This window comes from Acidovorax sp. Leaf191 (genome assembly GCF_001424425.1).
Classification (GTDB): Bacteria; Pseudomonadota; Gammaproteobacteria; order Burkholderiales; family Burkholderiaceae_C; genus Acidovorax.
Genome location: NZ_LMPT01000021.1, coordinates 92,626 through 116,840, shown reverse-complemented (window position 1 = coordinate 116,840; position 24,215 = coordinate 92,626). Strand labels below are relative to the sequence as shown.

Here is a 24,215-nt window from a genome sequence, read left to right as displayed (position 1 = left end):
ATTCTATCGAAAACGATTGATAGGCCGGCACGCATGTAAGCGAAAGCTAACTTCAAGTGAGTGCAAAGACTTTTTTCCGCGGCCCAAAAAATAGTGCACCTCCCCGCAAAAGGCTTGGCGGCGAAGGGGTCATGACGCTGTCACAGCCCCTTCGAGCGCGCCAGGCCCCAGGTCAGCGGGCGGGGCGGATCAGCGCGTACTGCGCCCATTCGCCGCGGCGGTACAGCACGTTGATCGCCTTGGTCTTGTCGGCCTTCGACAGCACCGCCTCGAACTCCTTCACGCCCGCCACTTCGGCGTTGGCAATCGACAGGATCACATCACCCTCGCGCAGGCCCGCTCGCGCGGCCCCATCGGTGGCAGCGGCCACCACCACGCCGCCCTTGATCTTGAGCTCTTTCTTCTGCGCGTCGGTCAACTCCGTGACCGCCAGGCCCACCTGCTGGGCGGCTGCAGAAGCCTTGGGTTTTTCTTCGCGCTCCGGCGCCTTGGCCACCGGCTTGTCCGGCTCGATCTCGGCGATGGTGATGCCCAGGTCCCGCGAGGCGCCCCGGCGGAACACCGTCACCGTGCTCTTGCTGCCGGGCTTGGTGTTGCCCACCAGGCGCGGCAGGTCGGCGACCTTTTCAATCGGCTTGCCGTCAAAGCGCGTGATGATGTCGCCCGCCTCCACGCCGGCCTTGTCGGCAGGGGAGCCCGACTCGACGCCGGTGACCAGTGCGCCCTGCGCTTTGCCCAGGCCGATGGACTCTGCGACATCGCGCGTGACCTGACCGATCTGCACACCGATGCGGCCCCGGGTCACACGGCCCGACGCGCGCAACTGCTCGCTCACGCGGATCGCCTCGTCCATCGGAATGGCAAACGAGATGCCCATGAACCCACCCGAGCGCGAATAGATCTGGCTGTTGATGCCGACCACCTCGCCGCGCATGTTGATCAGCGGCCCGCCGGAATTGCCGGGGTTGATCGCCACATCCGTCTGGATGAAGGGCAGGTAGTCGCCCGTATCGCGCTGCTTGGCACTCACGATGCCCGCCGTGACCGTGTTCTCCAGGCCGAAGGGGGAGCCGATGGCCATCACCCATTCGCCCACGCGAAGGCGGCTCAGATCGCCCACCTTGACGGCCGGCAGGCCCGTGGCTTCTATCTTGACCACCGCGACGTCGGTGCGCTTGTCGGCACCGATGATCTTGGCCTTGAATTCACGCTTGTCGGTCAGCGTCACGATGACCTCGTCGGCCCCCTCGACCACGTGGGCATTCGTCATCACGAAGCCGTCGGCCGTCAGGATGAAGCCCGAACCCACGCCGCGCGGCTGCGCCTCTTCGTCCTGCTGCGGCCGCTGAGGGCGCTGCTGCCGCGGCGCATTCGGGATGGGCACGCCGAAACGCTTGAAGAACTCCAGCATTTCCTCGTCCATGCCATTGGCACCAGAACGGCTGGACGCCTTCTCCACGGTACGGATGTTGACCACGGAAGGCCCCACCTGATCCACCAGGTCGGTGAAATCGGGCAGGCCACGCACAGCCGCCGCGGGCTGCGCCAGGGCCGCCAGCGGCAGCAAACCTGCCGTACCAGCCACACCCACCAACACCGAAGCGAGCGCCCACGAGCGCAGCACGGTTCCATCAAACTTCGACATCTTTGACCTTTCGTGAAATGTTACGAATGCCGTCATACAACTGTGTGTAACTGTGAAGAAAGTGCGTGCAAATGGTTCCCCGGCAAAAGAACGATCGCGTGCCGCGCAACGCGGCACCGGACAGCGAAGCCGCGGCGGGCCCGACGCGCTCAGCGCGTGCGTTCAAGCTGGCCCGCAAAGAGGCGCAGGGTGTGCATGGGGACCTCGCCCACCGCCGTGAGCCACACCTCGGGCGTGATCTTCTGCGCGAGCAATTGAGTGGCGCCCATGCTGGAGACCTGCGGCTGGGCGGGGTGGCGTTGTGCGTCGAACGCCTCCATGAACAGCGACACGGATGCCAGTCCATCGGAATACAGGCACTGCAGCACGCCCTGGGCGTCGTCGGTCGCAGACACCGCCCGCTTGTGGCAGCTCACGGGCACGAAGCCGGCCACGGGCTGCCGCAGCGACCAGCCCTCGTCCTTGGCGGTCGTCTTGACCACCGCTGGCGCCACCACTTTGTAGCCAGCGGTCGCGTCCATCAGCCGCGACAGCTGATCGGCACGCACCGATGCATTGAGGTCCAGCTCCGAGAAGGCCGACTGCTCAAGCACGCGCCCGTCGGGCGCCAGGGTCTGGAGCTTGACCACCAGGCCCGTCTCTTTTTCACTCCAGAGCCGGTAGCCAAACCGCAAGCCGTCCAGCGGCTTGAACCAGACCACGTCGGCCACCAGCCCGGCAACCCGCTCCTGGCCCAGAGGCTTGGAGACATAGAACTGGGAAATGGACGCTCCATCGACGGCAGGAACGCGCGGGAAAAGACCCGCCGCCTCCCGCCGGTCCATCCGCACCACCCGCGTCTGCGGCCAGAACGTGCGCACTTCGTCGTTGCGCCTGAAGATGACGCGGGGAGTGCCGCTCAGCACCTCGACCTGCTCCATCTGCTGCTGGGCATCGCATGCCTGCCAGATCCGCGAGCTGGCCATGGCACCGGTGGCAGACAGGACCACGAAAGTCCCGACATAAGGCTTGGCACAGGGCGCGCGGTGCATGCGCTCGATCCACTGCACCACCGTGCGCTCGGCCGCGGCCGGTGCAGCGTCGACGGTCGATGAAGGTGCCGAAGCCCCCGCCTGCGGTGCGCCGACTGCGCAAGACGCGCCCAGCATGCACAGCGCCGCCAAGGCAGGCGCCTTGATCCATCGATACAAAGACATGGTGGGGCTGGCTGTGGCTCCTGACGGGTTCATCGCACGACCTCGATGCCGATGGGAACCCGGCGGTCAGCGGCTGGGAGTCTCGAAGGTGGCATTGCGCAAGAAACCTGCGGGCATCTGCAGGGCCGAGGTGCTTCCAAACTGCTTGTGTGCGGCCAACAGCTCGTCCAGGCGCGGGTCGCGGATCATGACCTGCTGACCATCCGCATCGGCCACAGCCACCACGGGCGCGGCCGCGGCGCCTGCTGCCGGGCGCTCGACCGATTGCTGGGCCAGTTGCGCGCCGGCCGGCGCCTGACCAGGACTTCCTTGCAGCGTGGACAGCGAGGACCAGCCGATGGCCGCGACTGCCGCCATCGACGCAAATCCAGCAGCCATCTTCCAGCGGAACACCGAAGCGTTCGCAGCGGCCGTCGCGTTGGGGGCCACCACGGCCACCTGCACAGGCTCCTGCGCACGCACCGGCAGTGGCTCCTTGGCCAGCTCCGTGCGCAGACGGGCCATGAAACCCGTGTCCATGGGCTGCGCCAACTCGGGTGAACGCAGCACGTCGCCCACCAGGTGGTACAGCTGCCAGGTCGCCATGGCCTCTTCGTCCTGGCCGGCGTAAGCGAGCGCATCCGCCAGCTCAGCGCCCTGCAACTGCCCGTCCGCCAGCGCAGAAAGTTGTTCTCGTTTGTCCGTACTGTCCGCCATGGAGCGATCCGCCAATTCGATGTTTGCTACAGCCTTGTTCATTTCATCACCTCACCACCGTTTGCCCGTCTGGTTTTCGAGCAAGGGACGCACCCGGGCCGAAATGGCCTCCCGCGCCCTGAAAATCCGCGACCGCACGGTGCCGATGGGGCAACCCATCGCCAGGGCGATCTCGTCGTAACTCAACCCTTCGATCTCGCGCAGCGTCACCGCCTGGCGCAGATCCTCGGGCAACGCCTCCATCGCCGCATTGACGGCTTGCGCGATTTCTCGGGCAGCGAGTACGGTTTCGGGGGTTTCTTCGCTGGTTAGTTCATGTCCGAGGCGGGAAGTTTCATCCTCATCGTCATTCCCTCTCAGCGCATTCTCCGAGATGACCGGGTTGCGCTTCATGTCCATGAGCGCTTTTTTGGCCGTGTTCACCGCAATCCGGTAGAGCCAGGTGTAGAACTGGGCCTCGCCGCGAAACTGGTGCAGGGCACGGTAGGCCCGGATGAAGGTTTCCTGCGCGATGTCCGGGATGATGTCCGTATCTCGAACCATCCGGCCGATCAGCCGCTCGATGCGGCGCTGGTACTTGATGACCAGCAACTCGTAGGCACGCTGATCGCCCGCAACCGTGCGCTCCACCAGTTGGAGATCACTGTCCTCGGAAGGGGAAGGCGTATTTACAGTCATTGATGCTCGAAAATCACGCCCCTGGGCTACCAGCCGGGGCGATTGCGTCAGGGTCAACGCCCGGCTTGGCGCGCGAATATACCGCACGGCGCATATCCATCCAACGCTCGGGCTGGCTTGAACGCCCCAGCCACAGCCAGAGATCGCGACGCCCTGCGGGCGAGACATGCACCCACAAGTGCGATTGCATGTCGAGAAAGACTTCCGGCGGGCCGGAAAGTGCCCGGACCTGTGCATCGGCGTGCCCGGCCGCCAAAACGACAGACCAGGACTGACCGTCCCAGCGAAGCATGCCCACTGGCTGATGGCGCCAGAAATGAACCGCACAGATGGCGGCAACAAGCCACACACCCACCGCCATCCACACGGACCACGGCACGCCCACACGGGTGCCCTGCAATGCCCAGGCCGCCAATCCACCAGCGCCCCAGGCCACCACGGCGAGCAGAAAACCCGCAAGGACGCTGCTGCGTCCGAAAGGATAGTTCACTGCGGGGGCGTGTCGCGCCAGCGGGGTCATGGGAACGGATGCCTCATCCCGAAGGCTGGCGACTCAGAGAACCGCATGCCAGGCGTTGGCGTCAAGCCTCACCCCACAGCGTCTACCGCGAAGCAATGGACACCAGGTTCAGGCGCGCTTGAACACCAGCGTGCCGTTGGTGCCCCCGAAGCCGAAGTTGTTCTTCACGGCCACGTCGATCTTCATGTCACGGGCCGTGTTGGCGCAGTAATCGAGATCGCACTCGGGGTCCTGGTTGAACAGGTTGATCGTGGGCGGCACCTTCTGGTGGTACAGCGCCAGCACGGTGAAAATACTTTCAATGCCGCCCGCTCCACCCAGCAGATGGCCGGTCATGGATTTGGTCGAGCTCACGACGGTCTTGTAGGCATGGTCGCCCAAGGCCGCCTTGATGGCATTCGTTTCGTTCAGGTCGCCCAGCGGCGTGGACGTACCGTGCGCGTTCAGGTAGTCCACCTGATCGGCATTCATGCCCGCATTGCGCAAGGCGTTGAGCATCGCGCGGCGGGGGCCATCCATGTTGGGTGCCGTCATGTGGCCGGCGTCGGCACTCATGCCGAAGCCGCTCAGTTCGGCGTAGATCTTGGCGCCGCGGGCCTTGGCATGCTCGTACTCCTCGAGCACCATGACCCCGGCGCCCTCGCCCAGCACAAAACCGTCGCGGTCCTTGTCCCAGGGGCGGGATGCTGTCTTGGGATCATCGTTGCGCGTCGACAGCGCACGCATGGCGGCAAAGCCGCCGATGCCCAGCGGGGAGACGGTGGATTCGGTCCCACCGGCCACCACCACGTCGGCATCCCCGTATTCGATCATGCGGCCTGCCTCGCCGATGCAGTGCAGGCCCGTTGTGCAGGCAGTCACCACGGCGAGGTTCGGCCCCTTGAAGCCAAACCGCATGGACACATGCCCCGCCACCATGTTGATGATGGAGGCCGGCACGAAGAACGGCGTGACGCGCCGCGGCCCCCGGCTGGTGAGTTCGGCATGGGTGTTCTCGATCAGTGGCAGGCCACCGATCCCGGAGCCAATCACGCAGGCGATGCGCGTGGCCAATTCTTCACTGAGCGCCTCACCTGTCGGCAGGCCCGCGTCCTGCACGGCTTGTGCAGCAGCGGCAATGCCGAAGTGGATGAAACTGTCCATCGCGCGCGCATCCTTGGCGCTGATGTACGAATCCAGGTCGAAACCTTTGACCTCCCCTGCAATCTTGCAGGCGAAGTTCGACGCATCGAACTTGGTGATGAGGTCAATGCCGGACTGGCCGGCAAGGAGATTGGCCCAGGACTCGGCCACCGTGTTGCCCACGGGGCTGACGCATCCCAGGCCGGTCACGACAACGCGACGACGGCTCATGCGTGAAAAACCTTCTAGCTGATCGCTTGAGTCAGGCGCAGTGCGCCGCTCAGGCCTTCTGGTGGGTGTTGGCGTAGTCGATGGCGTTTTGCACCGTCGTGATCTTCTCCGCGTCTTCGTCGGGGATCTCGATGCCGAATTCGTCTTCCAGGGCCATCACCAGTTCCACCGTGTCCAGCGAATCAGCGCCGAGGTCAGCGACGAACGCCTTTTCGTTCGTGACTTGGGACTCTTCCACACCGAGTTGCTCGGCAATGATTTTTTTGACGCGTGCTTCGATATCGCTCATGGTTTCCCTCTGGGGGTTGTGAATGAATCCGCGATTCTAGCTGCTTAAGGAGAAGCCCTAAACAGCCCGCCGTCCGGATGAAGCGGCGTTATCTTTCATTAATTACATGTACATGCCGCCATTGACGTGCAACTCCTGCCCCGTCACGTAACCAGCCTCGCGCGAGGCGAGATAGGCGACCGCATGCGCGATGTCCTGGGGCTTGCCCATGTGGCCCAGCGGGATCTGCGCATTGAGCGCTTTTTGCTGCTCTTCGGCCAATACGGAGGTCATGTCCGTCTCGATGAAACCGGGTGCCACGCAATTGACGGTGATGCTGCGGCTGCCCAGCTCACGGGCCAGTGCGCGCGTCATGCCGGCCACGCCCGCCTTCGCCGCGGCGTAGTTGGCCTGCCCCGGATTGCCGGACGCACCCACTACGCTCGTGATGCTGATGATGCGCCCGAAACGCTGCTTCATCATCGGACGGATGGCGGCGCGGCTCATGCGGAACACGGCCTTGAGATTTGTGTCGAGCACCGCATCCCAGTCGTCGTCCTTCATGCGCATGGCCAGCGTGTCGCGGGTGATGCCTGCGTTGTTCACCAGCACGTGCAGGCCGCCTTGCTGCTTGACGATGGTGTCCAGCAGCGCATCGATGGCGGCCATGTCGTTGACGTTCAGATTCGCGCCGCGGCAGCCTGGGTAGGCCGCAAGCGCCTGGCTGATACGCTGTGCGCCTTCGTCCGTAGTGGCAGTGCCCACCACCTGGTAGCCGCGCACGGCAAGCTCCAGTGCAATGGCCGCGCCGATGCCGCGCGATGCGCCGGTGACCAGCGCGACCTGCGCTGCCGATGAGGTTTCCGTCATGCCAGCAACTCCCGGGTTTCGGCCAGCGAGGCCGGATCAAATACAGAGCCACCGACCAGCTCGGGGTCGATGCGCTTGGTGAGGCCGGCCAGCACCTTGCCGGGGCCGCATTCGATGATGTGGGTGATGCCACGCGCCTTCAGGGCGTGCACGCATTCGACCCAGCGCACCGGACCGAAAGCCTGGCGGTACAGCGCATCGCGGATCGCATCGGCATCGCTCTGCACGGCCACGTCCACATTGTTCAGGACGGGAATCTGCGGGGCCGCGAGCACCACCTCGGCCAGCGCCACGCGCAGCTTCTCGGCCGCAGGCTTCATCAGGCTGGAGTGGAACGGCGCAGACACCGGCAAAGGCAGCGCACGCTTGGCGCCTGCAGCCTTGAGCACTTCGCAGGCCTTGTCCACGCCCGTCTTGGTGCCCGCGATCACGGTCTGGATCGGGTCGTTGAAATTGACCGCCTCGACCACTTCGGAGGTGCCGGGCCCGAACGAAGCCAGTGCCTCGACGCAACCCGCGATGACCTTGGCGGAGTCCATGCCCAGGATGGCGGCCATGGCGCCCGTACCCACCGGCACGGCTTCCTGCATGGCCGCTGCGCGCAGGCGCACCAGCGGCGCGGCCTGCGCCAGGGTGAGCACCCCCGCCGCCACCAGTGCCGAGTATTCGCCCAGCGAATGCCCCGCCACGGCAGCCGGCAGCGCGCCACCTTCGGCACGCCACACGCGCCAGGCCGCGACACCCGCCACCAGCATCACCGGCTGCGTGTTGGTGGTCAGTGCCAGCGCTTCCTTGGGGCCGTCCTTGATCAGCTGGCCGACGTCTTCGCCGAGTGCATCCGAGGCCTCCTGCAGGGTCTGCGCGACCACCGCGTTGTCGCCCCAGGCGTCCAGCATGCCCACGGACTGAGAGCCTTGTCCTGGAAAGACAAATGCAAAAGTCTTCATGAAAAAATCCAGAAATATGGTTGAAATCTTGCCCTCACGCTTGCCCGGCAAGCGCTGAAAGCTATAACTTCAGGAGCACGGCACCCCAGGTGAAGCCACCGCCCACGCCTTCGAGCAGCAGGGTTTGCCCCTTCTGGACCTGGCCGGTGCGCACACCGTGGTCCAGTGCCAGCGGAATGGACGCCGCCGACGTATTGCCGTGCTGGTCCACAGTGACCACCACCTTGTCCATGGGCAGCTTGAGCTTCCTGGCCGTGCTTTGCATGATGCGGATGTTGGCCTGGTGAGGAATCAGCCAATCGATATCGGCTTCGGCGAGGCCCGCCTTGGCCAGCACCGCATGGGCCGCCTTCTCCAGCACACCCACCGCCAGCTTGAACACGGCCTGGCCATCCATCTTGAGCACCGGGTCGCCCAGCACCTGACCGCCAGACACATTGCCCGGCACGCACAGGATGCCGACGTGCTTGCCGTCGGCATGCAGGTCGCTCGACAAGATACCCGGCGTGTCCGACGCCTCCAGCACCACGGCACCGGCGCCGTCGCCGAACAGCACGCAAGTGGTGCGGTCGTTGAAATCAAGGATGCGGCTGAACACCTCCGAGCCCACCACGAGCGCGCGGCTGGCTGCACCCGACTGGATCATGGCGTCGGCCACGGTGAGCGCATAGACGAAACCGCTGCACACCGCCTGGACATCGAAGGCAGGGCAGCCATTGGCACCCAGCTTGTTCTGCAATATGCAGGCGGTGGAGGGGAACACCATGTCCGGGGTGGACGTGGCCACGATGATGAGGTCGATATCCGTGGGCTGCAGGTCCGCCGCCTGCAGTGCATGGCGCGCGGCCTCCAGACCGAGGTCGCTGCAGGCCACGTCCGGCGCAGCGAAATGGCGCGCCCGGATGCCGGTGCGCTCGACGATCCATTCATCCGAGGTTTCGATACCGCGCTGGCCCAGTTCAGCCACTAGGTCGGCGTTGGTCAGCCGGCGGGGAGGCAGGTAGCTGCCGGTGCCGGTAATGCGGGAGTAGCGTCTCATCAATGTGTCGTCGTCGCCGCTACGCCAGGTTGGGGCTGGGCATCTGCGGGCGCCAGAAGCGGTGCCGCATGCGCAATCCGGGTCCGGACACGGTCGAGCAGGTTGTTGCGGGCTGCATCATACGCCCGGTTCAAAGCCTGCTCGAAAGCCATTGTGTCAGCCGATCCGTGGCTCTTGAACACCAGTCCGCGCAGCCCCAAAAGCGCCGCGCCGTTGTACCGGCGGTAATCCATGCGCTTCATCAGCGCTTTTAGCACCGGATAGGCGACGATGGCCGCGATTTTCGTCAAGATGTTGTGCGAGAACTCGGCCTTCAGCGCCCCGATGATCATCGAGGCCACGCCCTCGCTCGCCTTGAGCGCCACGTTGCCCACGAAACCGTCACAGACCACGATATCGACCGTGCCCTTGAAGATGTCGTTGCCTTCCACATTGCCAAAGAAGTTCAGATCGCCGGAGTTGGCAGCAGATCGCAGCAATTCACCGGCTTTTTTGATGACTTCGCTGCCCTTGATGACTTCTTCGCCGATGTTCAGCAATCCGACCGTCGGCTCGCCGCCGTCCTGCAAGGCCGACACCAGCGCAGACCCCATGACGGCGAACTGCAGCAGGTGCTCGGCCGAGCAGTCCACATTGGCCCCCAGGTCCAGCACCGTGGTGGCACCACCGACCGCATTGGGCAACTGCGTCGCTATCGCCGGGCGGTCGATGCCGTCGAGGGTCTTCAGGAGATAGCGTGCGATCGCCATCAATGCGCCGGTGTTGCCGGCCGAAACGGCAGCGGCCGCAGCGCCATCCTTGACCTGCTGGATGGCCACACGCATGGACGAATCCTTCTTGCGTCGCAACGCCACCTCCACAGGGTCATCCATCGCCACCACTTCGGTGGCGACGACGACCGTGGCCCGTTCGTGCGAAAACGACTGCAGGCTGTCCGCCAGGCCGACGAGCAGCAAGCGGGCATCCGGATGATTGTCGAGAAACTGACGGCACGCCGCGAGCGTGACGCGGGGGCCATGGTCGCCCCCCATGCAGTCAACAGCCAGTGTGATCATGGGCGACTAGTCTGACTGGCCGCAGGGGCCAGCGATGAAATGCAATAACCAAAACAAAGGCCCGCGCTACGCTTTCAGTAGCAACGGGCCTGTGGATGGTGCGAAGGTCAGGCTTCGGACTTGTTCTTCAGCACTTGGCGGCCACGGTAGAAACCGTTGGGGCTGATGTGGTGACGCAGGTGGGTTTCACCGGTGGTGGGTTCCACTGCGATGCCCGGCACATTCAGGGCATTGTGCGAACGGTGCATACCGCGCTTGGAAGGGGACTTTTTGTTTTGCTGAACGGCCATGATGGCTCCTGGTCTTGAATAGGTTGGTAAATACGCGATCAGCCCATTAAGACACGAGGGGATTCGCGTGAAGCCCTCGATTATAACCCAAATGATTTTGTGGGCTGTCTATACCCTTTCGGGCGACTCATCCTCCACGTGTCGGCACAGGGCGACAGCCTGGTCGGCAAGCCCCTTCGCGCGGCTCACTGCCCCTTGGTGTCCTTGCGCAAACCCGCCAAGGCCGCGAAGGGATTGGGCTTGTCGGCACTGGCTTCCTCGAAGTCGTCGTCGGTCGATGCCATGGGCACCGAGGTCGGGCATTCGTCGTGCTTGGGCACCACGGGCAGCGCCATCAGGAGTTCGTCTTCGATCAACTCGCGCAGGTCGAACTCGCGGGTCATGGCGAGCAGGTCTTCCTCGCTCTCGTCGTCCAGCGCTTCGGCCGTGGCCTCGTCGGCGACGAAGCGGAACTCGCGGTCGACCTCCAGGGGCACGTCCACCGGGGTCAGGCAGCGCTGGCATTCCATGGGGAAGCTGGCGGTGACCTTGATGCGCAGCCACACCTGCCCCATGCCGCCCAGCGCAGTGCGCACCTCGCCCAGGGCCTCCCAGTCCACCATCAGGTCCGGGTGCAGGCCTTTGGCCTCCTGGGCCAGGCGTTCGTACTTCAGCAGCGACTCGTGGCCCGACAGCCGCCCGCCCGCCTGCGCAAAGGCTTTCACGTCGAGGCGCTGGGGGGAGAATTCCTTGGTCATGGCGGCAGTGTAAGAGAATCGGCGCATGCTTCAATCCCCTCCCCTGCAACGCCCTCTGGTATTGGGCTCGACCTCGCGCTACCGGCGTGAATTGCTGGAACGGCTGCGCCTGCCGTTCGACGTGGCGGCCCCCCATGTGGACGAAACCCCCGAGCCCGGCGAAGCCCCCCGCACCCTGGCGCTGCGGCTGGCCCTGGCCAAGGCCCGCGCCGTGGCGCAGCAGTACCCACAGGCCGTGGTCATCGGCTCCGACCAGGTGGCCGACCTGGCCGGCACGCCGCTGGGCAAGCCCGGCGAGCACGAGCGCGCCGTGCAGCAACTGCGCCAGATGCGCGGGCAGACGGTGATTTTCCAGACCACCGTGGCGGTGGTGTGCGCGGCCACGGGGTTCAAGCAGGTCGACCTGGCGCCCGTGGAAGTGACATTCCGCGACCTCTCCGATGCGGAGATCGAGCGCTACCTGCGCGCCGAGCAACCCTATGACTGCGCCGGCAGCGCCAAGAGCGAAGGCCTGGGCATTGCGCTGCTCGACGCCATCCACAGCGACGACCCCACGGCCCTCATCGGCCTGCCGCTGATCCGCACCTGCCGCATGCTGCGCGCCGCGGGCCTGGTGTTGCCATGACCAACTCCGCCACCACACCGGCGCCATCGGCCACGGGCACGCTCTACCTCGTACCCGCCCCGCTCGACTTCGGCTGCGACACCACCGCCCCGCTGCAGGACGCCCTGCCCGACAGCACCCTGCAGACCGCCGCGCGCCTGACGCACTGGGTGTGCGAAAACGCCAAGAGCACCCGCGCCTACCTCAAGCGCATCGACGCACTGCACCCGCTGGCCGCGCCCCTGCAGCAGCAGCAGATCACCGAACTGCCGCGCGAGGTGCACAAGAAGGGCGACCACGGCGACAAAGGCTCGGCGCCGTTCGACGCGCGCCCCCTGCTGGCCGCCGCGCTGGCGGGGCACGACATCGGCCTGGTCAGCGAGGCCGGGATGCCTGCCGTGGCCGACCCCGGCTCGTCCGTGGTGCGCGCGGCGCACGACCTGTCCATCCGCGTGGTGCCGCTGGTCGGGCCGGTGTCGCTGCTGCTGGCACTGGCGGCCAGCGGGCTCAACGGGCAGAACTTTGCCTTCGTGGGCTACCTGCCGCAGGATGCGCAGGAGCGCACCCTGCGCATCAAGGAGCTGGAGGGCCTGGCCCTGAAAACCGGCCAGACCCAGCTGTTCATCGAGACGCCCTACCGCAACGCGGCGCTGTGGCAGGCCCTGGTGCAGACCCTGCAACCCCACACCCGCCTGGCGCTGGCCAGCGGCCTGACCTTGCCAGAGGCCCGCATCCAGAGCCAGCTGGTGCGCCAGTGGCGCCAGCAGCCCGCGGCGCCCGACAACCGCACGCCGGTCGTGTTCGCGCTGGGCCGGTAAAGCCGGGCGACCTGGAGCCACCCCCATGAAGCACACTGCCACTATACTTTTGATAGCTGCAAGCGCTTATACATCCAGCGTCAGCGCGATCATTCGCTGCGAACTGGACGGCCAGCCCCTCAATGTCTCCAACGGCGCGGAACTGGCCGGCAAGTCGGGCCAGGTGCGCTGCCGCGAAGAGGACACCGGCCACCTGCAGCGCGAGCAAGAACTGCGCAATGGCAGGTTCATCGGGCAGGAACGCATGTTCGACCGCGAGGGCCGCCTGCTGCGCGAGCGCACCGTGAACGAGCGCGGCAACAGCCAGGGACGGGTGGTGGAGTTCTGGCCGAACGGTAAGGTGCGCCGCGAAGAGACCGTCGACAACGGCCGCACGCAAGGCGCCGTGCGCCGCTACGACGCCTCCGGGCGCCTGGAACGCGTGTCGTTCCACAGCGACGGCGAGGAAGTCTTTCACCTGGAATACAACAGCAAGAGCCAGCCCATGCGCCTGCTGTGCCCGCGCGCCAGCGTGCTGCCCGACGACCGCAAGCTTTGCGGCTTCGACGGCGCCACCGACACCGAGCTCTTTGCCGAGAGCGGCGCGCGGTCTGCGCAATTGCGCTACGACCAGGGCCGCGTGCTCAGCGCCACCGAATGGTCGAGCGACGGCGTCGTCGCCGCCCAGCAATCGGTGGTGGATGGTCGGCGGGTGCACCGGAGCTTCTACACCGAGGGCGGCAAGAGCGTGCTGCGCGAAGAGCGGGTCTTCACGCCGGACGAGCGCAGCTTGCGGGACACGCGCGGCCAGTTGCTGATGACCCGGCGCTATGGGTCTTCGGGCCAGCCGATCGAGCAGCGCAACTTTGAAGGCGGTCGCGAGGTGCAGGTGGAGCGCTGGTACCTGAACGGGTCCGTTCGCGAGCGCAGCACCTGGAGCGGCACCGGCCCGCAGGCCCGCCTGCTGCGCGAGATGTACCGCGACGACGGCAAGCTGGCACGCCGCGACCAGCTCAACGCGGACCAGTGGCCGGTGGGCACGCAGCAGGCCTTCCACGATAACGGCCGCCTGGCGATGGAGGAGCAGTACGCCACCACCCCCGACGCACGGGGCCGCACGCGCCTCACGGCGCGCAAGCAGTGGGACGACACCGGCAAGCTGGTCGCGGACGACATCATCCTGGAAGACGGCTCCCGCCAGCGCAAACCGGCCGGCACCGACAGCTGACCCCCACTGCACACCCCCCAAAAAACAACCCCGCGCAACGGTGACGTTGCACGGGGCAGGAAGGCTTGGATGATGGTCCGGTGCATGTCCGGTGCATGTCCGGTGCGTGTCCGGTGCGCACCCCATGGCCGAAGCACACACCGGCGAAGTGGCGCCATGGCGCCACGGCGCCCGGCTTGCTCAGCGCAGCTGGGGGCCGGCCCAGGCCAGCGACTTGACCGCACCCACACCGATGGCCGCGCCAAAGCGCTTGACCAGGCGCTCCGCCACGTTGTCGCGGCGGGTGTAGTCGATGATTTCCTCGGCCTTGACCACTTCGCGGGCCACGTAATCCAGGTTACCCAGCTTGTCGGCCAGACCCATTTCCACGGCCTGCTGGCCGGTCCAGAACAGGCCGCTGAAGGTATCGGGCGTGGTCTTGAGGCGGTCGCCACGGCCTGCCTTCACCACGCCGATGAACTGCTGGTGGATCTGGTCGAGCATGGTCTGCGCATAGGCACGCTGCTTTTCGGTCTGCGGGCTGAACGGGTCCAGAAAACCCTTGTTCTCGCCGGCCGTCAGCAGGCGGCGCTCCACGCCCAGCTTTTCCATGGTGCCGGTGAAGCCGAATCCGTCCATCAGCACACCGATGCTGCCCACGATGCTGGCCTTGTCCACGTAGATGTCGTCCGCGGCCGCCGCGATGTAGTACGCGGCCGAGGCGCAGGTTTCTTCCACCACCGCATAGATCGGCTTGCCGTGCTTGGCCTTCAGGCGAACGATCTCGTCGTTGATGATGCCGGCTTGCACGGGGCTGCCGCCGGGCGAGTTGATGAGCAGCACCAGTGCCTGCGAGCCCTCGTCTTCCAGCGCGCTGCGCATGGCGGCCACGACGAACTCGGCACTGGCCTCGGCCCCGGCGGCGATTTCGCCCTTGATGTCCACCACCGCGGTGTGGGGAGAGGTCTTGGTGGCGCTGGGCGATGCCTGGCGCAGTGCCATGAAGGCAATGGCGGCCACCAGCACCAGCCAGGTCAGGCGAAAGAAGATCTTCCAGCGGCGCGCACTGCGCTGCTCGTTGAGGGTGGCGAAGGCCAGCTTTTCCAGCGTGGCGCGCTCCCAGCCGGGTTCACGCGATGAGTCGCTCACAGATGCTCCTGAGTTTGTAGCTGATTGCGCCCACAGATCGGGCGCGGGGTTGCTCTTGGGGTCAAAGCCCGAAGAACCGGGCTGTTGGGAATCGGTCGTCATGTCATGGGGTCCTGGCACGGTGCAGCCGGCGCTGACTGCCGCTGCATCGGACCTGGGGGAGGTTTTTCAGAACGCGATGGGCTGCAGATGGTGGCCAGTATGCCAGTGCACTGCACCATCGCTTTCCGTCAGAGGGATTTTGACCAGCCCGCCCCGGCACGGCCCGCCTGCGCATTCGCCCGTGCTGGGCAGGTAGGCGGCCCCGTGCGTGGCGCACAGCAGCCACTGGCCGGTGTCGTCAAAAAAGCGGCCTGGCTGGTAGTCCATCTCCATGGGCACGTGCGTGCAGCGGTTGAGGTAGGCATGGGGCACACCGCGGTAGCGGATGGCAAACGCCCGGCAGGTCTGGCCCGCGTACACCACGTCGAAAGGCACCGCCAGGCCACCGTCGACCAGGTCGCCGCTGCCGCACAAGGGGATCATGCTGTCGGTGGCCATGGCGGTCAGGCGTTGTGCAGCAGCCAGTCGTGCAGCTCGCGCACCGAGTGCGCCACGTGCAGGGGCTCGAGCGCACCGAACACCTCGGGTTCGTGCGCGCCGTAGCTCACGCCCACGCTCGCGCAGCCGGCGTTCACCGCCATCTGCAGGTCGTGGGTGGTGTCGCCGATCATGAGCAGGCGCGCGGGCGGCACGTCGAACTCGGCCATCAGCTCCTGCAGCATCAGCGGGTGCGGCTTGCCCGCGGTCTGGTCGGCGGTGCGCGACCCGTCGAACATGCCGCGCAGCTGCACGGTGTGCAGCACTTCGTCCAACCCGCGGCGGCTCTTGCCCGTGGCCACGGCCAGCAGGTGGCCGCGCTCGCGCAGGTCGTTCAGCAGGGGCAGCACGCCCTCGAACAGGCTCAGGTCGTCCTGGTGCTGCACGTAGTGAAACCGGTAGCGGTTGGCCAGGTCGGTGTAGCGCTCGGGCGGCACATCGGGCGCAGCGTGGGCCAGGGCCTGCATCAGCCCCATGCCGATCACGTAGGCGGCCTGCTTGTCCGAGGGCACGGTGCCCCCCACATCGCGCACCGCCTCTTGAATGCAGCGCACGATGATGGCGGTGGAGTCGAACAGGGTGCCGTCCCAGTCGAAGGCGATGAGGTCGAAGCGGCGGGGGCGGAAGCTGGAGGCGGGCATGGGTGGTGTCACGCCTGGTCGGGCGCTGGGGTCACGAAGTCGGCCAGTTCGGGCGGCAGGTCGGCGTTCAGCGCCACGCGCTCGCCCGAGGCGGGGTGATTGAACTGTAACCGCCACGCATGCAGGAACATGCGCTTCATGCCCAACTTCAGCAGGCGTTTGTTGAGGTCGAAGTCCCCGTACTTGTCGTCCCCCACGATGGCGTGCCCCTGGCTGGCCAGGTGCACCCGGATCTGGTGGGTGCGGCCAGTCTTGATGGTCACCTCCAGCAGGGACATCACCGGCAGGCCCTGGGCCGGGCGCGCAGGGATCGTGCTGCGCACCCTGACCAGCGTGATGGAGCGCATGCCGTCCGGGTCGTCGGCCGTGGTCACGCGCACGCGCCTCTCGCCGTCGGCCTGCAGGTATTTGTGCAGCGGCAGGTCGATGACCTTCTTGTTGGCCGGCCAGACGCCGGTGACGAGCGCCAGGTAGGTCTTGCCGGTCTCTCGCTCCCGGAACTGGTCCTGCAGGTGGGTGAGCGCCGAGCGCTTCTTGGCCACCAGCAGGATGCCCGAGGTGTCGCGGTCCAGCCGGTGCACCAGCTCCAGGAACTTCGCCTGCGGGCGTGCCTGGCGCAATTGCTCGATCACCCCGAAGCTCACGCCGCTGCCGCCATGTACCGCCACGCCGGCGGGTTTGTCGATGGCGATGACATGCTCGTCTTCGAGCAGGATCGGGAATTCGCGCGCGGGCGCGGGGCGCTCGGCCTTGTCGGCCACCTTGTCGGAGATGCGCACCGGCGGCAGGCGCACCACGTCGCCCGCCTCCACCCGGGTGTCGGCGCTCGCACGGCCCTTGTTGATGCGCACCTCGCCGCTGCGGATGATCCGATAGACGTGCGTCTTGGGCACGCCCTTCAAATGGCGTATCAAAAAGTTATCGAGCCGCTGGCCCGCGGAGTCTTCGTCGACCTCCACCATGCGGACTGCGGGAAGCCCCGCAGCCGCTGCGGGCGGTTTGGCCCCTATAATGTGTTTCACCTGCGCGTTGTCATGTAAGTGGTTGATTTGTCTGGAGTTTAGTCCACACAGCCCTTGCCCCACGTTCAGGCACGTCGATGCCAACGGGTGTCGTGCACGCAGATTGCAGGCCAGATGCCTGTGGTGGCCTGCACAGCGCGCGGCGGGCTGACAGATTGAAACACTGATACGGAATCCCAGAAGCTGGCAGATGCACCCCACCCGGGCGCCACCTGCCAGCGGATCGAAGCGAGCATGTGGTTGTTGATGGCATGGATGGTGACCTTGTGGCGGAGGCTGCGGCCTTTGGCTGCACGCTCAAAATCGCCCTCAGCGCCCAGCCAGCAAGCGCAACCAGCTACTCTTTTGCTAGCAAAACTGCGCTCCTACCACTCGCCCCCATCCACGCGCCCCTGCCTCACGATGCTGCGCTAGAGCGCTGCAGATCATTGGCATCCCCGGCAATTCCCTTCGTTTCGATGCGTCAGTCCAGGCATTCACAGCTCCTGTAGAGCTTGTTGTATTGGTTTGGAAACTGTGGGCGGCAGCCCGCGCAGCCCTCCCTGTCGGAAGGTGAGCTGCACCGCTGCCGTCCGCGAAACACGGAAGGAATCGCATCATGAAGCGGATGCTCATCAACGCCACGCAGCCCGAAGAACGGCGCCTGGCCATCGTCGACGGACAAAAGCTCCTCGACTACGAAATCGAGATCGAAGGGCGCGAACAGCGCAAGGGCAACATCTACAAGGCCGTCGTCACCCGCGTCGAGCCCTCGCTGGAAGCCTGCTTCGTCGACTACGGCGAAGACCGCCACGGCTTCCTGCCGTTCAAGGAAATCTCGCGCAGCTACTTCGCCCCCGGCGTCTCGCCCAGCCAGGCACGCATCAATGAAGTGATCCGTGAGGGCCAGGAGCTGCTGGTCCAGGTCGAAAAGGAAGAGCGCGGCAACAAGGGCGCGGCGCTCACCACCTTCGTCTCGCTGGCCGGCCGCTACGTCGTGCTGATGCCCAACAACCCCCGCGGCGGTGGCGTATCGCGCCGCATCGAGGGCGAGGACCGCGCCGAGCTCAAGGAGGCGATGGACCAGCTCGAATACCCGAACGGCATGTCCATCATCGCGCGCACCGCAGGCATCGGCCGCACCGCGCCCGAGCTGCAGTGGGACCTGAACTACCTGCTCAAGCTGTGGACCGCCATCGACGGCGCTGCCAAGGGCGGCAAGGGCGCCTTCCTGATCTACCAGGAATCGAGCCTCGTCATCCGCGCGATCCGCGACTACTTCAACAACGACATCGGTGACATCCTCATCGATACCGACGACATCTACGAGCAGGCGCACCAGTTCATGGCGCACGTCATGCCCGAGCATGCCGCCCGCGTGAAGCGCTACCGCGACGACGCCGCGCTGTTCAGCCGCTTCCAGATCGAGCACCAGATCGAGTCGGCCTACGCCCGCACCGTGCAACTGCCCTCGGGCGGCGCCATCGTGATCGACCACACCGAAGCGCTGGTGTCCGTGGACGTGAACTCGGCCCGCGCCATCAAGGGCGGCGACATCGAGGAAACCGCCACCCGCACCAACCTGGAAGCCGCCGACGAAGTGGCCCGCCAGATGCGCCTGCGCGACCTGGGCGGCCTGATCGTCATCGACTTCATCGACATGGAAGAGTCGAAGAACCGCCGCGAAGTGGAAAACCGCCTGCGCGACGCGCTGCGCCAGGACCGCGCCCGCGTGCAGTTCGGCACCATCAGCAAGTTCGGCCTCATGGAAATGAGCCGCCAGCGCCTGAAGCCCGCCCTGTCCGAAGGCTCGTCCATCCCCTGCCCGCGCTGCGGCGGCTCGGGCCACATCCGCGACACGGAAAGCTCGGCCCTGCAGATCCTGCGGATCATCCAGGAAGAGTCCATGAAGGACAACACGGCCGCCGTGCACTGCCAGGTGCCGGTGGAAGTGGCCTCGTTCCTGCTGAACGAAAAGCGCACCGAGATCGCCAAGATCGAACTCAAGCAGCGCGTGGCCGTGCTGATGGTGCCCAACAAGACGCTGGAAACCCCCAACTACCGCCTGGAGCGCCTGAAGCACGACGACCCGCGCCTGGACCACATCGAAGCCAGCTACAAGCTCGCCGAAGAAGTGGAAGACCCCACCGCCGTGACGCGCCGCTCGCAAGAGCCCACCAACAAGCAGACCCCCGTCATCAAGGGCGTGCTGCCCGATGCACCCGCACCCGTGGCCGAGCCCCGCCCCGAAGGCGCGGCCCGCCCACCGCGCGCCGGCCAGCCGCCGCGCCATGGCGCAGGCAGCGCCGCACCCGCACCCGCCCCGGCACAAGCCCCTGCGGCAGCACCTGCCCCCGCAGCACCGCAGGAGCAAGGCTTCTTCGCCTGGCTCAAGAGCCTGTTCGGCTTCGGCACCCCGCCCGCCGCAGCCCCGGCACCCGTGGCAGCACCGGCGCCCGCGCCGGCCGCTGACACCACCGCCCGTGGCGAACCCCGCCGCGACGGCCGCAACGGCGAAGGCCGCGGCCGAGGCCGTGGCGGCCGCGATGGCGGCGGCAACCGCGACGCGCAGCGTGAAGGCGGCGGCCGTGACGGCCACCGCGAAGGCAACGGTGAAAACCGCCGCCCCCGTGGCGAGCGCCCGGCCGAAGGCCGTGGCCCCCGCGACGCCGAGGGTCGCCCACAGCGTGACGCAGAACGCCGCCCCGAAGGCGAAGGCCGCGACCCCCGCGAGGGCGGCCGCGAGCCCCGTGAAGGCCGCAATGGCCGCGACGGTGGCCGCAGCCGCCGCGATGCCGAGAGCCGCAACCAGGCCGCCGGCGTGAACGGTGACGCCACCGCAGCGCAAGCCCAGGTGGAAGGCCCGAACGGCCAGGTTGCCGCAGCAGACGCCGCAGCCGGCCAGCCACCCCGTGGCGAGCGCGGCCCGCGCCGTGAACGTGGCGAGCGTGGCAACCGCGGTGAACGCGGCGAACGCGCCCCCCGCAACGCCGAAGGCCAGGAAGCCGGCGCAGCAGCCGCTGCTGCCGCACCCGTGGCTGGCGACTTCGTCGACACCTCGCCCCTGGGCTCGCTGCCCGACCTGGACCTGACCGGCAACGAAACCGCAGGTAACGCCAATGGCAGTGGCAACGGCAACGGAGGCCCCGCCAGCGAAGAGCAGCGCCGCGAACGCCGCTCGCGCGACCGCTACGGCCGTGACCGCCGCGAACGTGGCGACCGTGGCCCGCGCGACAACGCCGACGCCGCTGCCGCCGCCCCGGCCATGCTGGACTTCGACCCCACCGTGGCCGCGCCGCAGGATGCCGCCGCAGCGGCTCCAGCCGCCGAGCAGGACGGCCAACCCCGCCGCAGCTACTTCAGCGCAGCCCCGGCCGCGCCAGCAGACGCCGCACCCGTGGTGGCCGCCGACGCTGTGGCAGTGCCCACCGCGTCTGCAGTGCCGGCCCCGGTGGCAGCCCCCGCTCCGGTGGCACCCGCCGCGGTGCCTGCTGCTGCAGCTGCACCGGCGCCGGCCCCGGCCGCCGCAGCACCCCGTGCAGCCGCGCCCTCGGCAGCCGCTCCCGCTGCCGCCGCGGCAGAGTCCATGCCCCGCGTGGCAGCCTTCACGCTGCCCGTGAGCGAGCTGCAGCAGGTGGCCGCATCGTCGGGCCTGCAGTGGGTGAACTCGGATGCCGACAAGATCGCCGCCGTGCAGGCCGCCATCGCTGCCGAGCCGCGCCCCATCCACGTGCCCCGCGAGCGCCCGCCCGTGGTGGTGCTGGACGAAGGCCCGCTGGTGCTGGTGGAAACCCGCCGCGACCTGTCGGACCTGACCCTGCCGTTCGAGAAGCCGCCCGCGGCCTGAGCGCGGCTTCGGCCCCCTGCTGACGCTTTCACGGCGTGACTCCGAAAAAGGCGGCTCTCTGGGCCGCCTTTTTCATGGGCGGGCCGCTCCCAGGCCAATCACCGTGGGCGGCCCCAAGGCCCGCTGCAGCAGTTACCATTTTGTCCGTCGCCCGCTGCTGCAACCCCGCCGCAGGGCGACCGCCTCCCCGGCCCCGGGGTTGCCGCATCACCGCGATGCAGGCAGCCTGCCCCCCCTCTTTCCACCGACCACCGCTCCGGCCCTGCCCATGCTGTTCCTGCTCTCGCCCGCCAAGTCGCTCGACTACGACACGCCCCTGCCCGAGGGCCTGCCGCACACCACGCCGCAGTTCGTGCCGCAGTCGAGCGCCCTCATCGACGTGCTGCGCACCCATTCACCGCAGAGCATTGCCTCGCTCATGGACCTGAGCGACAAGCTGGCCGAGCTCAACGTGGCCCGCTACCAGGCGTGGCGCCCGCGCTTCACCGCCACCAACTCGCGCCAGGCGGCGCTGGCCTTCAACGGCGACGTGTACGACGGCCTGCAGGCCCGGTCGCTGTCTGCCGACGACCTGGCCTGGGCCCAGGGCCATGTGGCCATCCTGAGCGGCCTGTACGGCGTGCTGCGCCCGCTGGACCGCATGCAGCCCTACCGGCTGGAGATGGGCACGCGCCTGGCCACCGAGGCTGGCAGCAACCTGTATGACTACTGGGGCAGCCAGATCGCCGAGCACCTGAACACCCGCCTGCGCGCCGACAAGACGCCCGTGGTCATCAACCTCGCCTCGCAGGAATACTTCAAGGCCGTGGACCGCAAGGCGCTCAAGGCGCGCGTCATCGACTGCGTGTTCGAAGACTTCAAGGACACCGGCTACAAGATCATCAGCTTCCATGCCAAGCGCGCACGCGGGCTGATGGCGCGCTACGCCGTCACCCACCGCGTGGCGACACCGCACAAACTGGAAGGTTTTGACCTGGACGGCTATGCTTTCGCCCCCGGGGCCTCCTCGCCGGAGCGCCTCGTCTTTCGCAGAGGATGAGGGCATGGCCCTGAGCGGCTCCGCCGCGTTTGCGTCGCCCCTTGCGCCGACCGTTGCGCCGCACGGCGCGCGTGCAGGGGGACGACGGCGTCCCTGGCCCGGCACAGCGCGCCCACGCGCGGCTGCCGGCCTCTGGTTGTGCCTGTTGTATGGAGAGCTAATATGACGACCGCCCAAACGATCACCCCTGAACTGCGCCGCTGGATCATCGAGCAGGCCCAGGCCGGCTATGCCGCGCCGGTGGTGCTGCAGTCGATGCGCGATGCCGGCTGGGACGAGGACGTGGCCGCCGATGCCATGGAAGTGACGCTGCAGGACCACCTCAACGAGTTGGCCGTGCAGCAAGGCCAGCCCAGTGCCGTGCCGGTGCCCGAGCCGCAGCTGGGCGACTCGCCCGCGCAGGTGGACTGCGGCGACCGCGTGGTGCACGTGCTGCTGGCCATGGCCCAGCCGCGCATCGTGGTGTTCGGCAACCTGCTCTCGCCCGAAGAATGCGACGCCCTGATCGCCGCGGCCGAGCCGCGCATGGCACGCTCGCTCACCGTGGCCACCAAGACCGGCGGCGAAGAGATCAACGACGACCGCACCAGCGACGGCATGTTCTTTCAGCGCGGCGAAGGCGAACTGCTGCAGCGCATCGAAACGCGCATCGCCCGCCTGCTGAACTGGCCCATCGAAAACGGCGAAGGCCTGCAGGTGCTGCACTACCGCCCTGGCGCCGAGTACAAGCCGCACTACGACTACTTCGACCCCGCCGAGCCCGGCACGCCCACCATCGTCAAGCGCGGCGGGCAGCGCGTGGGCACGCTGGTGATGTACCTGAACACGCCCGAAAAAGGCGGCGGCACCACCTTCCCGGATGTGCATGTCGAGGTCGGGCCGCAGCGCGGCAACGCCGTGTTCTTCAGCTACGAGCGGCCCCACCCCTCCACCCGCACCCTGCACGGCGGCGCCCCGGTGATCGCCGGCGAGAAGTGGATCGCCACCAAGTGGCTGCGCGAGCGCGAATTCAAGTAAGAATTTGAATAAAAACAGCCCCTACCGCTTGTCCCATGAGCGCTAGCAGCTATTAAAAACATAGCAAACCACCCGTCACCGTCCACGGGCACCGCATGAACACCCCAGAACAATCCCAACTCGGCAAATCCTCTGCCTACATCGACCAGTACGACGCATCGCTGCTGTTCCCCATCCCTCGTGCAGGCAAACGGGCCGAGATCGGCGTCACCGGCGCAGCCCCCTTCTTCGGAGCCGACCTGTGGACGGCGTTCGAGCTGTCGTGGCTCAACCAGCGCGGCAAGCCGCAGGTGGCGCTGGCGCACATCACCGTGCCGTGCGAGACGCCCAACATCGTGGAGAGCAAGTCCTTCAAGCTGTACCTGAACAGCTTCAACAACACGCGCTTTGCCGATGCGGCCGAGGTGCAGGCGCGCATCCGCGCCGACATCAGCGAAGCCGCCTGGCGCGGCAGCGAGCACCCGGCCACCGTGGGTGTGCGGCTCATCGGCCCCGAGCTTTTCGACCAGGAGCCCGTGCACGAGCTCGACGGCCTGAGCCTGGACCGCCTGGACGTGGAATGCACGCAGTACCAGCCCGCCCCCGAGCTGCTGACCGCCGAAGTGGGCCAGCCGCCCGTGACCGAGGTGCTGACCAGCAACCTGCTCAAGAGCAACTGCCTAGTGACCGGCCAGCCCGACTGGGGCAGCGTGCAGATCAGCTACAGCGGCCCGCAGATCGACCAGGAAGGCCTGCTGCAGTACCTGGTGAGCTTTCGCAACCACAACGAGTTCCACGAGCAGTGCGTGGAGCGCATCTTCATGGACGTGTGGACCCGCTGCAAACCCATCAAGCTCACGGTGTATGCGCGCTACACGCGCCGCGGCGGGCTGGACATCAACCCGCTGCGCACCAGCCACCCGCAAGGCCTGCCGCGCAACGTGCGCACGGCGCGGCAGTAGCCCTGCTGGGGACCCCCGATGGGTCGGCATAAAAGCACCTGAAACCGTTCACGCTGAGCTTGTCGAAGCGCCGCGCAAGGCTTCGACAAGCCTCTCCTG

At 66.8% G+C, this 24,215-nt stretch carries 24 protein-coding genes; 7 read left to right on the top strand and 17 right to left on the bottom strand.

Annotated elements, in window-relative coordinates; translation table 11 throughout:
- Nucleotides 1-172: 172 nt before the first annotated feature.
- The 13 genes from ASG27_RS21960 to ASG27_RS21905 all read right to left on the bottom strand — a co-directional run bounded on the left by ASG27_RS21960 (nt 173) and on the right by ASG27_RS21905 (nt 11,294).
- Nucleotides 173-1,645 (bottom strand): Do family serine endopeptidase, encoded by a 1,473-nt coding sequence (locus ASG27_RS21960; RefSeq protein ID WP_056420849.1) that lies wholly within the window; start codon nt 1,643-1,645, stop codon nt 173-175.
- Nucleotides 1,646-1,794: 149 nt separating this feature from the next.
- Nucleotides 1,795-2,841, bottom strand: coding sequence for a MucB/RseB C-terminal domain-containing protein (locus tag ASG27_RS21955; protein WP_235504114.1), 1,047 nt, complete (start codon nt 2,839-2,841; stop codon nt 1,795-1,797).
- Nucleotides 2,842-2,907: 66 nt separating this feature from the next.
- Nucleotides 2,908-3,537 (bottom strand): sigma-E factor negative regulatory protein, encoded by a 630-nt coding sequence (locus tag ASG27_RS21950; RefSeq protein WP_056420846.1) that lies wholly within the window; start codon nt 3,535-3,537, stop codon nt 2,908-2,910.
- 51 nt (nt 3,538-3,588) lie between these two features.
- A complete protein-coding gene (gene rpoE, locus ASG27_RS21945) occupies nt 3,589-4,215 on the bottom strand; it encodes an RNA polymerase sigma factor RpoE (protein WP_056420843.1) in 627 nt (208 codons plus the stop codon).
- Nucleotides 4,216-4,228: 13 nt separating this feature from the next.
- Nucleotides 4,229-4,705, bottom strand: coding sequence for a hypothetical protein (locus tag ASG27_RS26240; RefSeq protein WP_235504232.1), 477 nt, complete (start codon nt 4,703-4,705; stop codon nt 4,229-4,231).
- A gap of 138 nt (nt 4,706-4,843) precedes the next feature.
- A complete protein-coding gene (gene fabF / locus ASG27_RS21940) occupies nt 4,844-6,088 on the bottom strand; it encodes a beta-ketoacyl-ACP synthase II (RefSeq protein WP_056420842.1) in 1,245 nt (414 codons plus the stop codon).
- A gap of 49 nt (nt 6,089-6,137) precedes the next feature.
- Nucleotides 6,138-6,377, bottom strand: a complete 240-nt coding sequence (acpP, locus tag ASG27_RS21935; protein ID WP_003058049.1) for an acyl carrier protein — start codon at nt 6,375-6,377, stop codon at nt 6,138-6,140.
- Nucleotides 6,378-6,479: 102 nt separating this feature from the next.
- Entirely contained in the window at nt 6,480-7,226 is a 747-nt protein-coding gene (gene fabG, locus ASG27_RS21930; RefSeq protein ID WP_056420838.1) for a 3-oxoacyl-ACP reductase FabG, read from the bottom strand.
- Complete coding sequence (fabD, locus tag ASG27_RS21925; RefSeq protein ID WP_056421101.1) at nt 7,223-8,173, bottom strand: ACP S-malonyltransferase; 951 nt, start codon at nt 8,171-8,173, stop codon at nt 7,223-7,225. Before fabD ends, fabG begins: the two co-directional genes overlap by 4 nt.
- A gap of 61 nt (nt 8,174-8,234) precedes the next feature.
- On the bottom strand, nt 8,235-9,212 hold the full coding sequence (locus ASG27_RS21920) for a beta-ketoacyl-ACP synthase III (protein WP_056420835.1): 978 nt from the start codon (nt 9,210-9,212) through the stop codon (nt 8,235-8,237).
- Nucleotides 9,212-10,267 (bottom strand): phosphate acyltransferase PlsX, encoded by a 1,056-nt coding sequence (plsX, locus tag ASG27_RS21915; RefSeq protein ID WP_056420832.1) that lies wholly within the window; start codon nt 10,265-10,267, stop codon nt 9,212-9,214. Before plsX ends, ASG27_RS21920 begins: the two co-directional genes overlap by 1 nt.
- A 107-nt stretch (nt 10,268-10,374) precedes the next feature.
- A complete protein-coding gene (gene rpmF, locus ASG27_RS21910) occupies nt 10,375-10,557 on the bottom strand; it encodes a 50S ribosomal protein L32 (RefSeq protein WP_005794249.1) in 183 nt (60 codons plus the stop codon).
- A 185-nt stretch (nt 10,558-10,742) separates the two neighbouring features.
- A complete protein-coding gene (locus ASG27_RS21905) occupies nt 10,743-11,294 on the bottom strand; it encodes a YceD family protein (protein WP_056420828.1) in 552 nt (183 codons plus the stop codon).
- A 25-nt stretch (nt 11,295-11,319) separates the two neighbouring features.
- Here ASG27_RS21905 and ASG27_RS21900 point away from each other — a divergent pair, with 25 nt between their 5' ends.
- The 3 genes from ASG27_RS21900 to ASG27_RS21890 are packed head-to-tail and all read left to right on the top strand — an operon-like array spanning nt 11,320 to nt 13,923.
- The gene (locus ASG27_RS21900) at nt 11,320-11,919 is read left to right on the top strand and encodes a Maf family nucleotide pyrophosphatase (protein ID WP_056420825.1); all 600 of its coding nucleotides are present in this window, start codon (nt 11,320-11,322) and stop codon (nt 11,917-11,919) included.
- On the top strand, nt 11,916-12,716 hold the full coding sequence (locus tag ASG27_RS21895) for an SAM-dependent methyltransferase (protein ID WP_056420823.1): 801 nt from the start codon (nt 11,916-11,918) through the stop codon (nt 12,714-12,716). Before ASG27_RS21900 ends, ASG27_RS21895 begins: the two co-directional genes overlap by 4 nt.
- Before the next feature lie 25 nt (nt 12,717-12,741).
- Nucleotides 12,742-13,923: a toxin-antitoxin system YwqK family antitoxin gene (locus ASG27_RS21890; protein WP_235504113.1), complete on the top strand. Its 1,182-nt coding sequence runs from the start codon at nt 12,742-12,744 to the stop codon at nt 13,921-13,923.
- 180 nt (nt 13,924-14,103) lie between these two features.
- Here ASG27_RS21890 and ASG27_RS21885 read toward each other — a convergent pair whose 3' ends face one another.
- The 4 genes from ASG27_RS21885 to ASG27_RS21870 form a co-directional block, all read right to left on the bottom strand.
- Nucleotides 14,104-15,153, bottom strand: coding sequence for a S49 family peptidase (locus ASG27_RS21885; RefSeq protein ID WP_056420821.1), 1,050 nt, complete (start codon nt 15,151-15,153; stop codon nt 14,104-14,106).
- A 66-nt stretch (nt 15,154-15,219) separates the two neighbouring features.
- Entirely contained in the window at nt 15,220-15,591 is a 372-nt protein-coding gene (locus ASG27_RS21880; protein ID WP_056420818.1) for a Rieske (2Fe-2S) protein, read from the bottom strand.
- A 5-nt stretch (nt 15,592-15,596) separates the two neighbouring features.
- Nucleotides 15,597-16,271, bottom strand: coding sequence for an HAD family hydrolase (locus ASG27_RS21875; RefSeq protein WP_056420815.1), 675 nt, complete (start codon nt 16,269-16,271; stop codon nt 15,597-15,599).
- Nucleotides 16,272-16,279: 8 nt separating this feature from the next.
- Entirely contained in the window at nt 16,280-17,293 is a 1,014-nt protein-coding gene (locus ASG27_RS21870; RefSeq protein ID WP_056420812.1) for an RluA family pseudouridine synthase, read from the bottom strand.
- A gap of 598 nt (nt 17,294-17,891) precedes the next feature.
- Here ASG27_RS21870 and ASG27_RS21865 point away from each other — a divergent pair.
- The 4 genes from ASG27_RS21865 (at nt 17,892) to queF (ending at nt 24,116) form a co-directional block, all read left to right on the top strand.
- A complete protein-coding gene (locus ASG27_RS21865) occupies nt 17,892-21,119 on the top strand; it encodes an Rne/Rng family ribonuclease (RefSeq protein ID WP_056420810.1) in 3,228 nt (1,075 codons plus the stop codon).
- Nucleotides 21,120-21,387: 268 nt separating this feature from the next.
- The gene (gene yaaA, locus ASG27_RS21860; protein WP_056420809.1) at nt 21,388-22,158 is read left to right on the top strand and encodes a peroxide stress protein YaaA; all 771 of its coding nucleotides are present in this window, start codon (nt 21,388-21,390) and stop codon (nt 22,156-22,158) included.
- 162 nt (nt 22,159-22,320) lie between these two features.
- Nucleotides 22,321-23,175 carry a 2OG-Fe(II) oxygenase gene (locus ASG27_RS21855; RefSeq protein ID WP_056420806.1) on the top strand — a complete coding sequence of 285 codons (855 nt, stop codon included), beginning with the start codon at nt 22,321-22,323 and terminating at the stop codon, nt 23,173-23,175.
- Between the two features lie 95 nt (nt 23,176-23,270).
- Nucleotides 23,271-24,116, top strand: coding sequence for an NADPH-dependent 7-cyano-7-deazaguanine reductase QueF (gene queF, locus ASG27_RS21850; protein ID WP_056420803.1), 846 nt, complete (start codon nt 23,271-23,273; stop codon nt 24,114-24,116).
- Nucleotides 24,117-24,215: the final 99 nt, after the last annotated feature.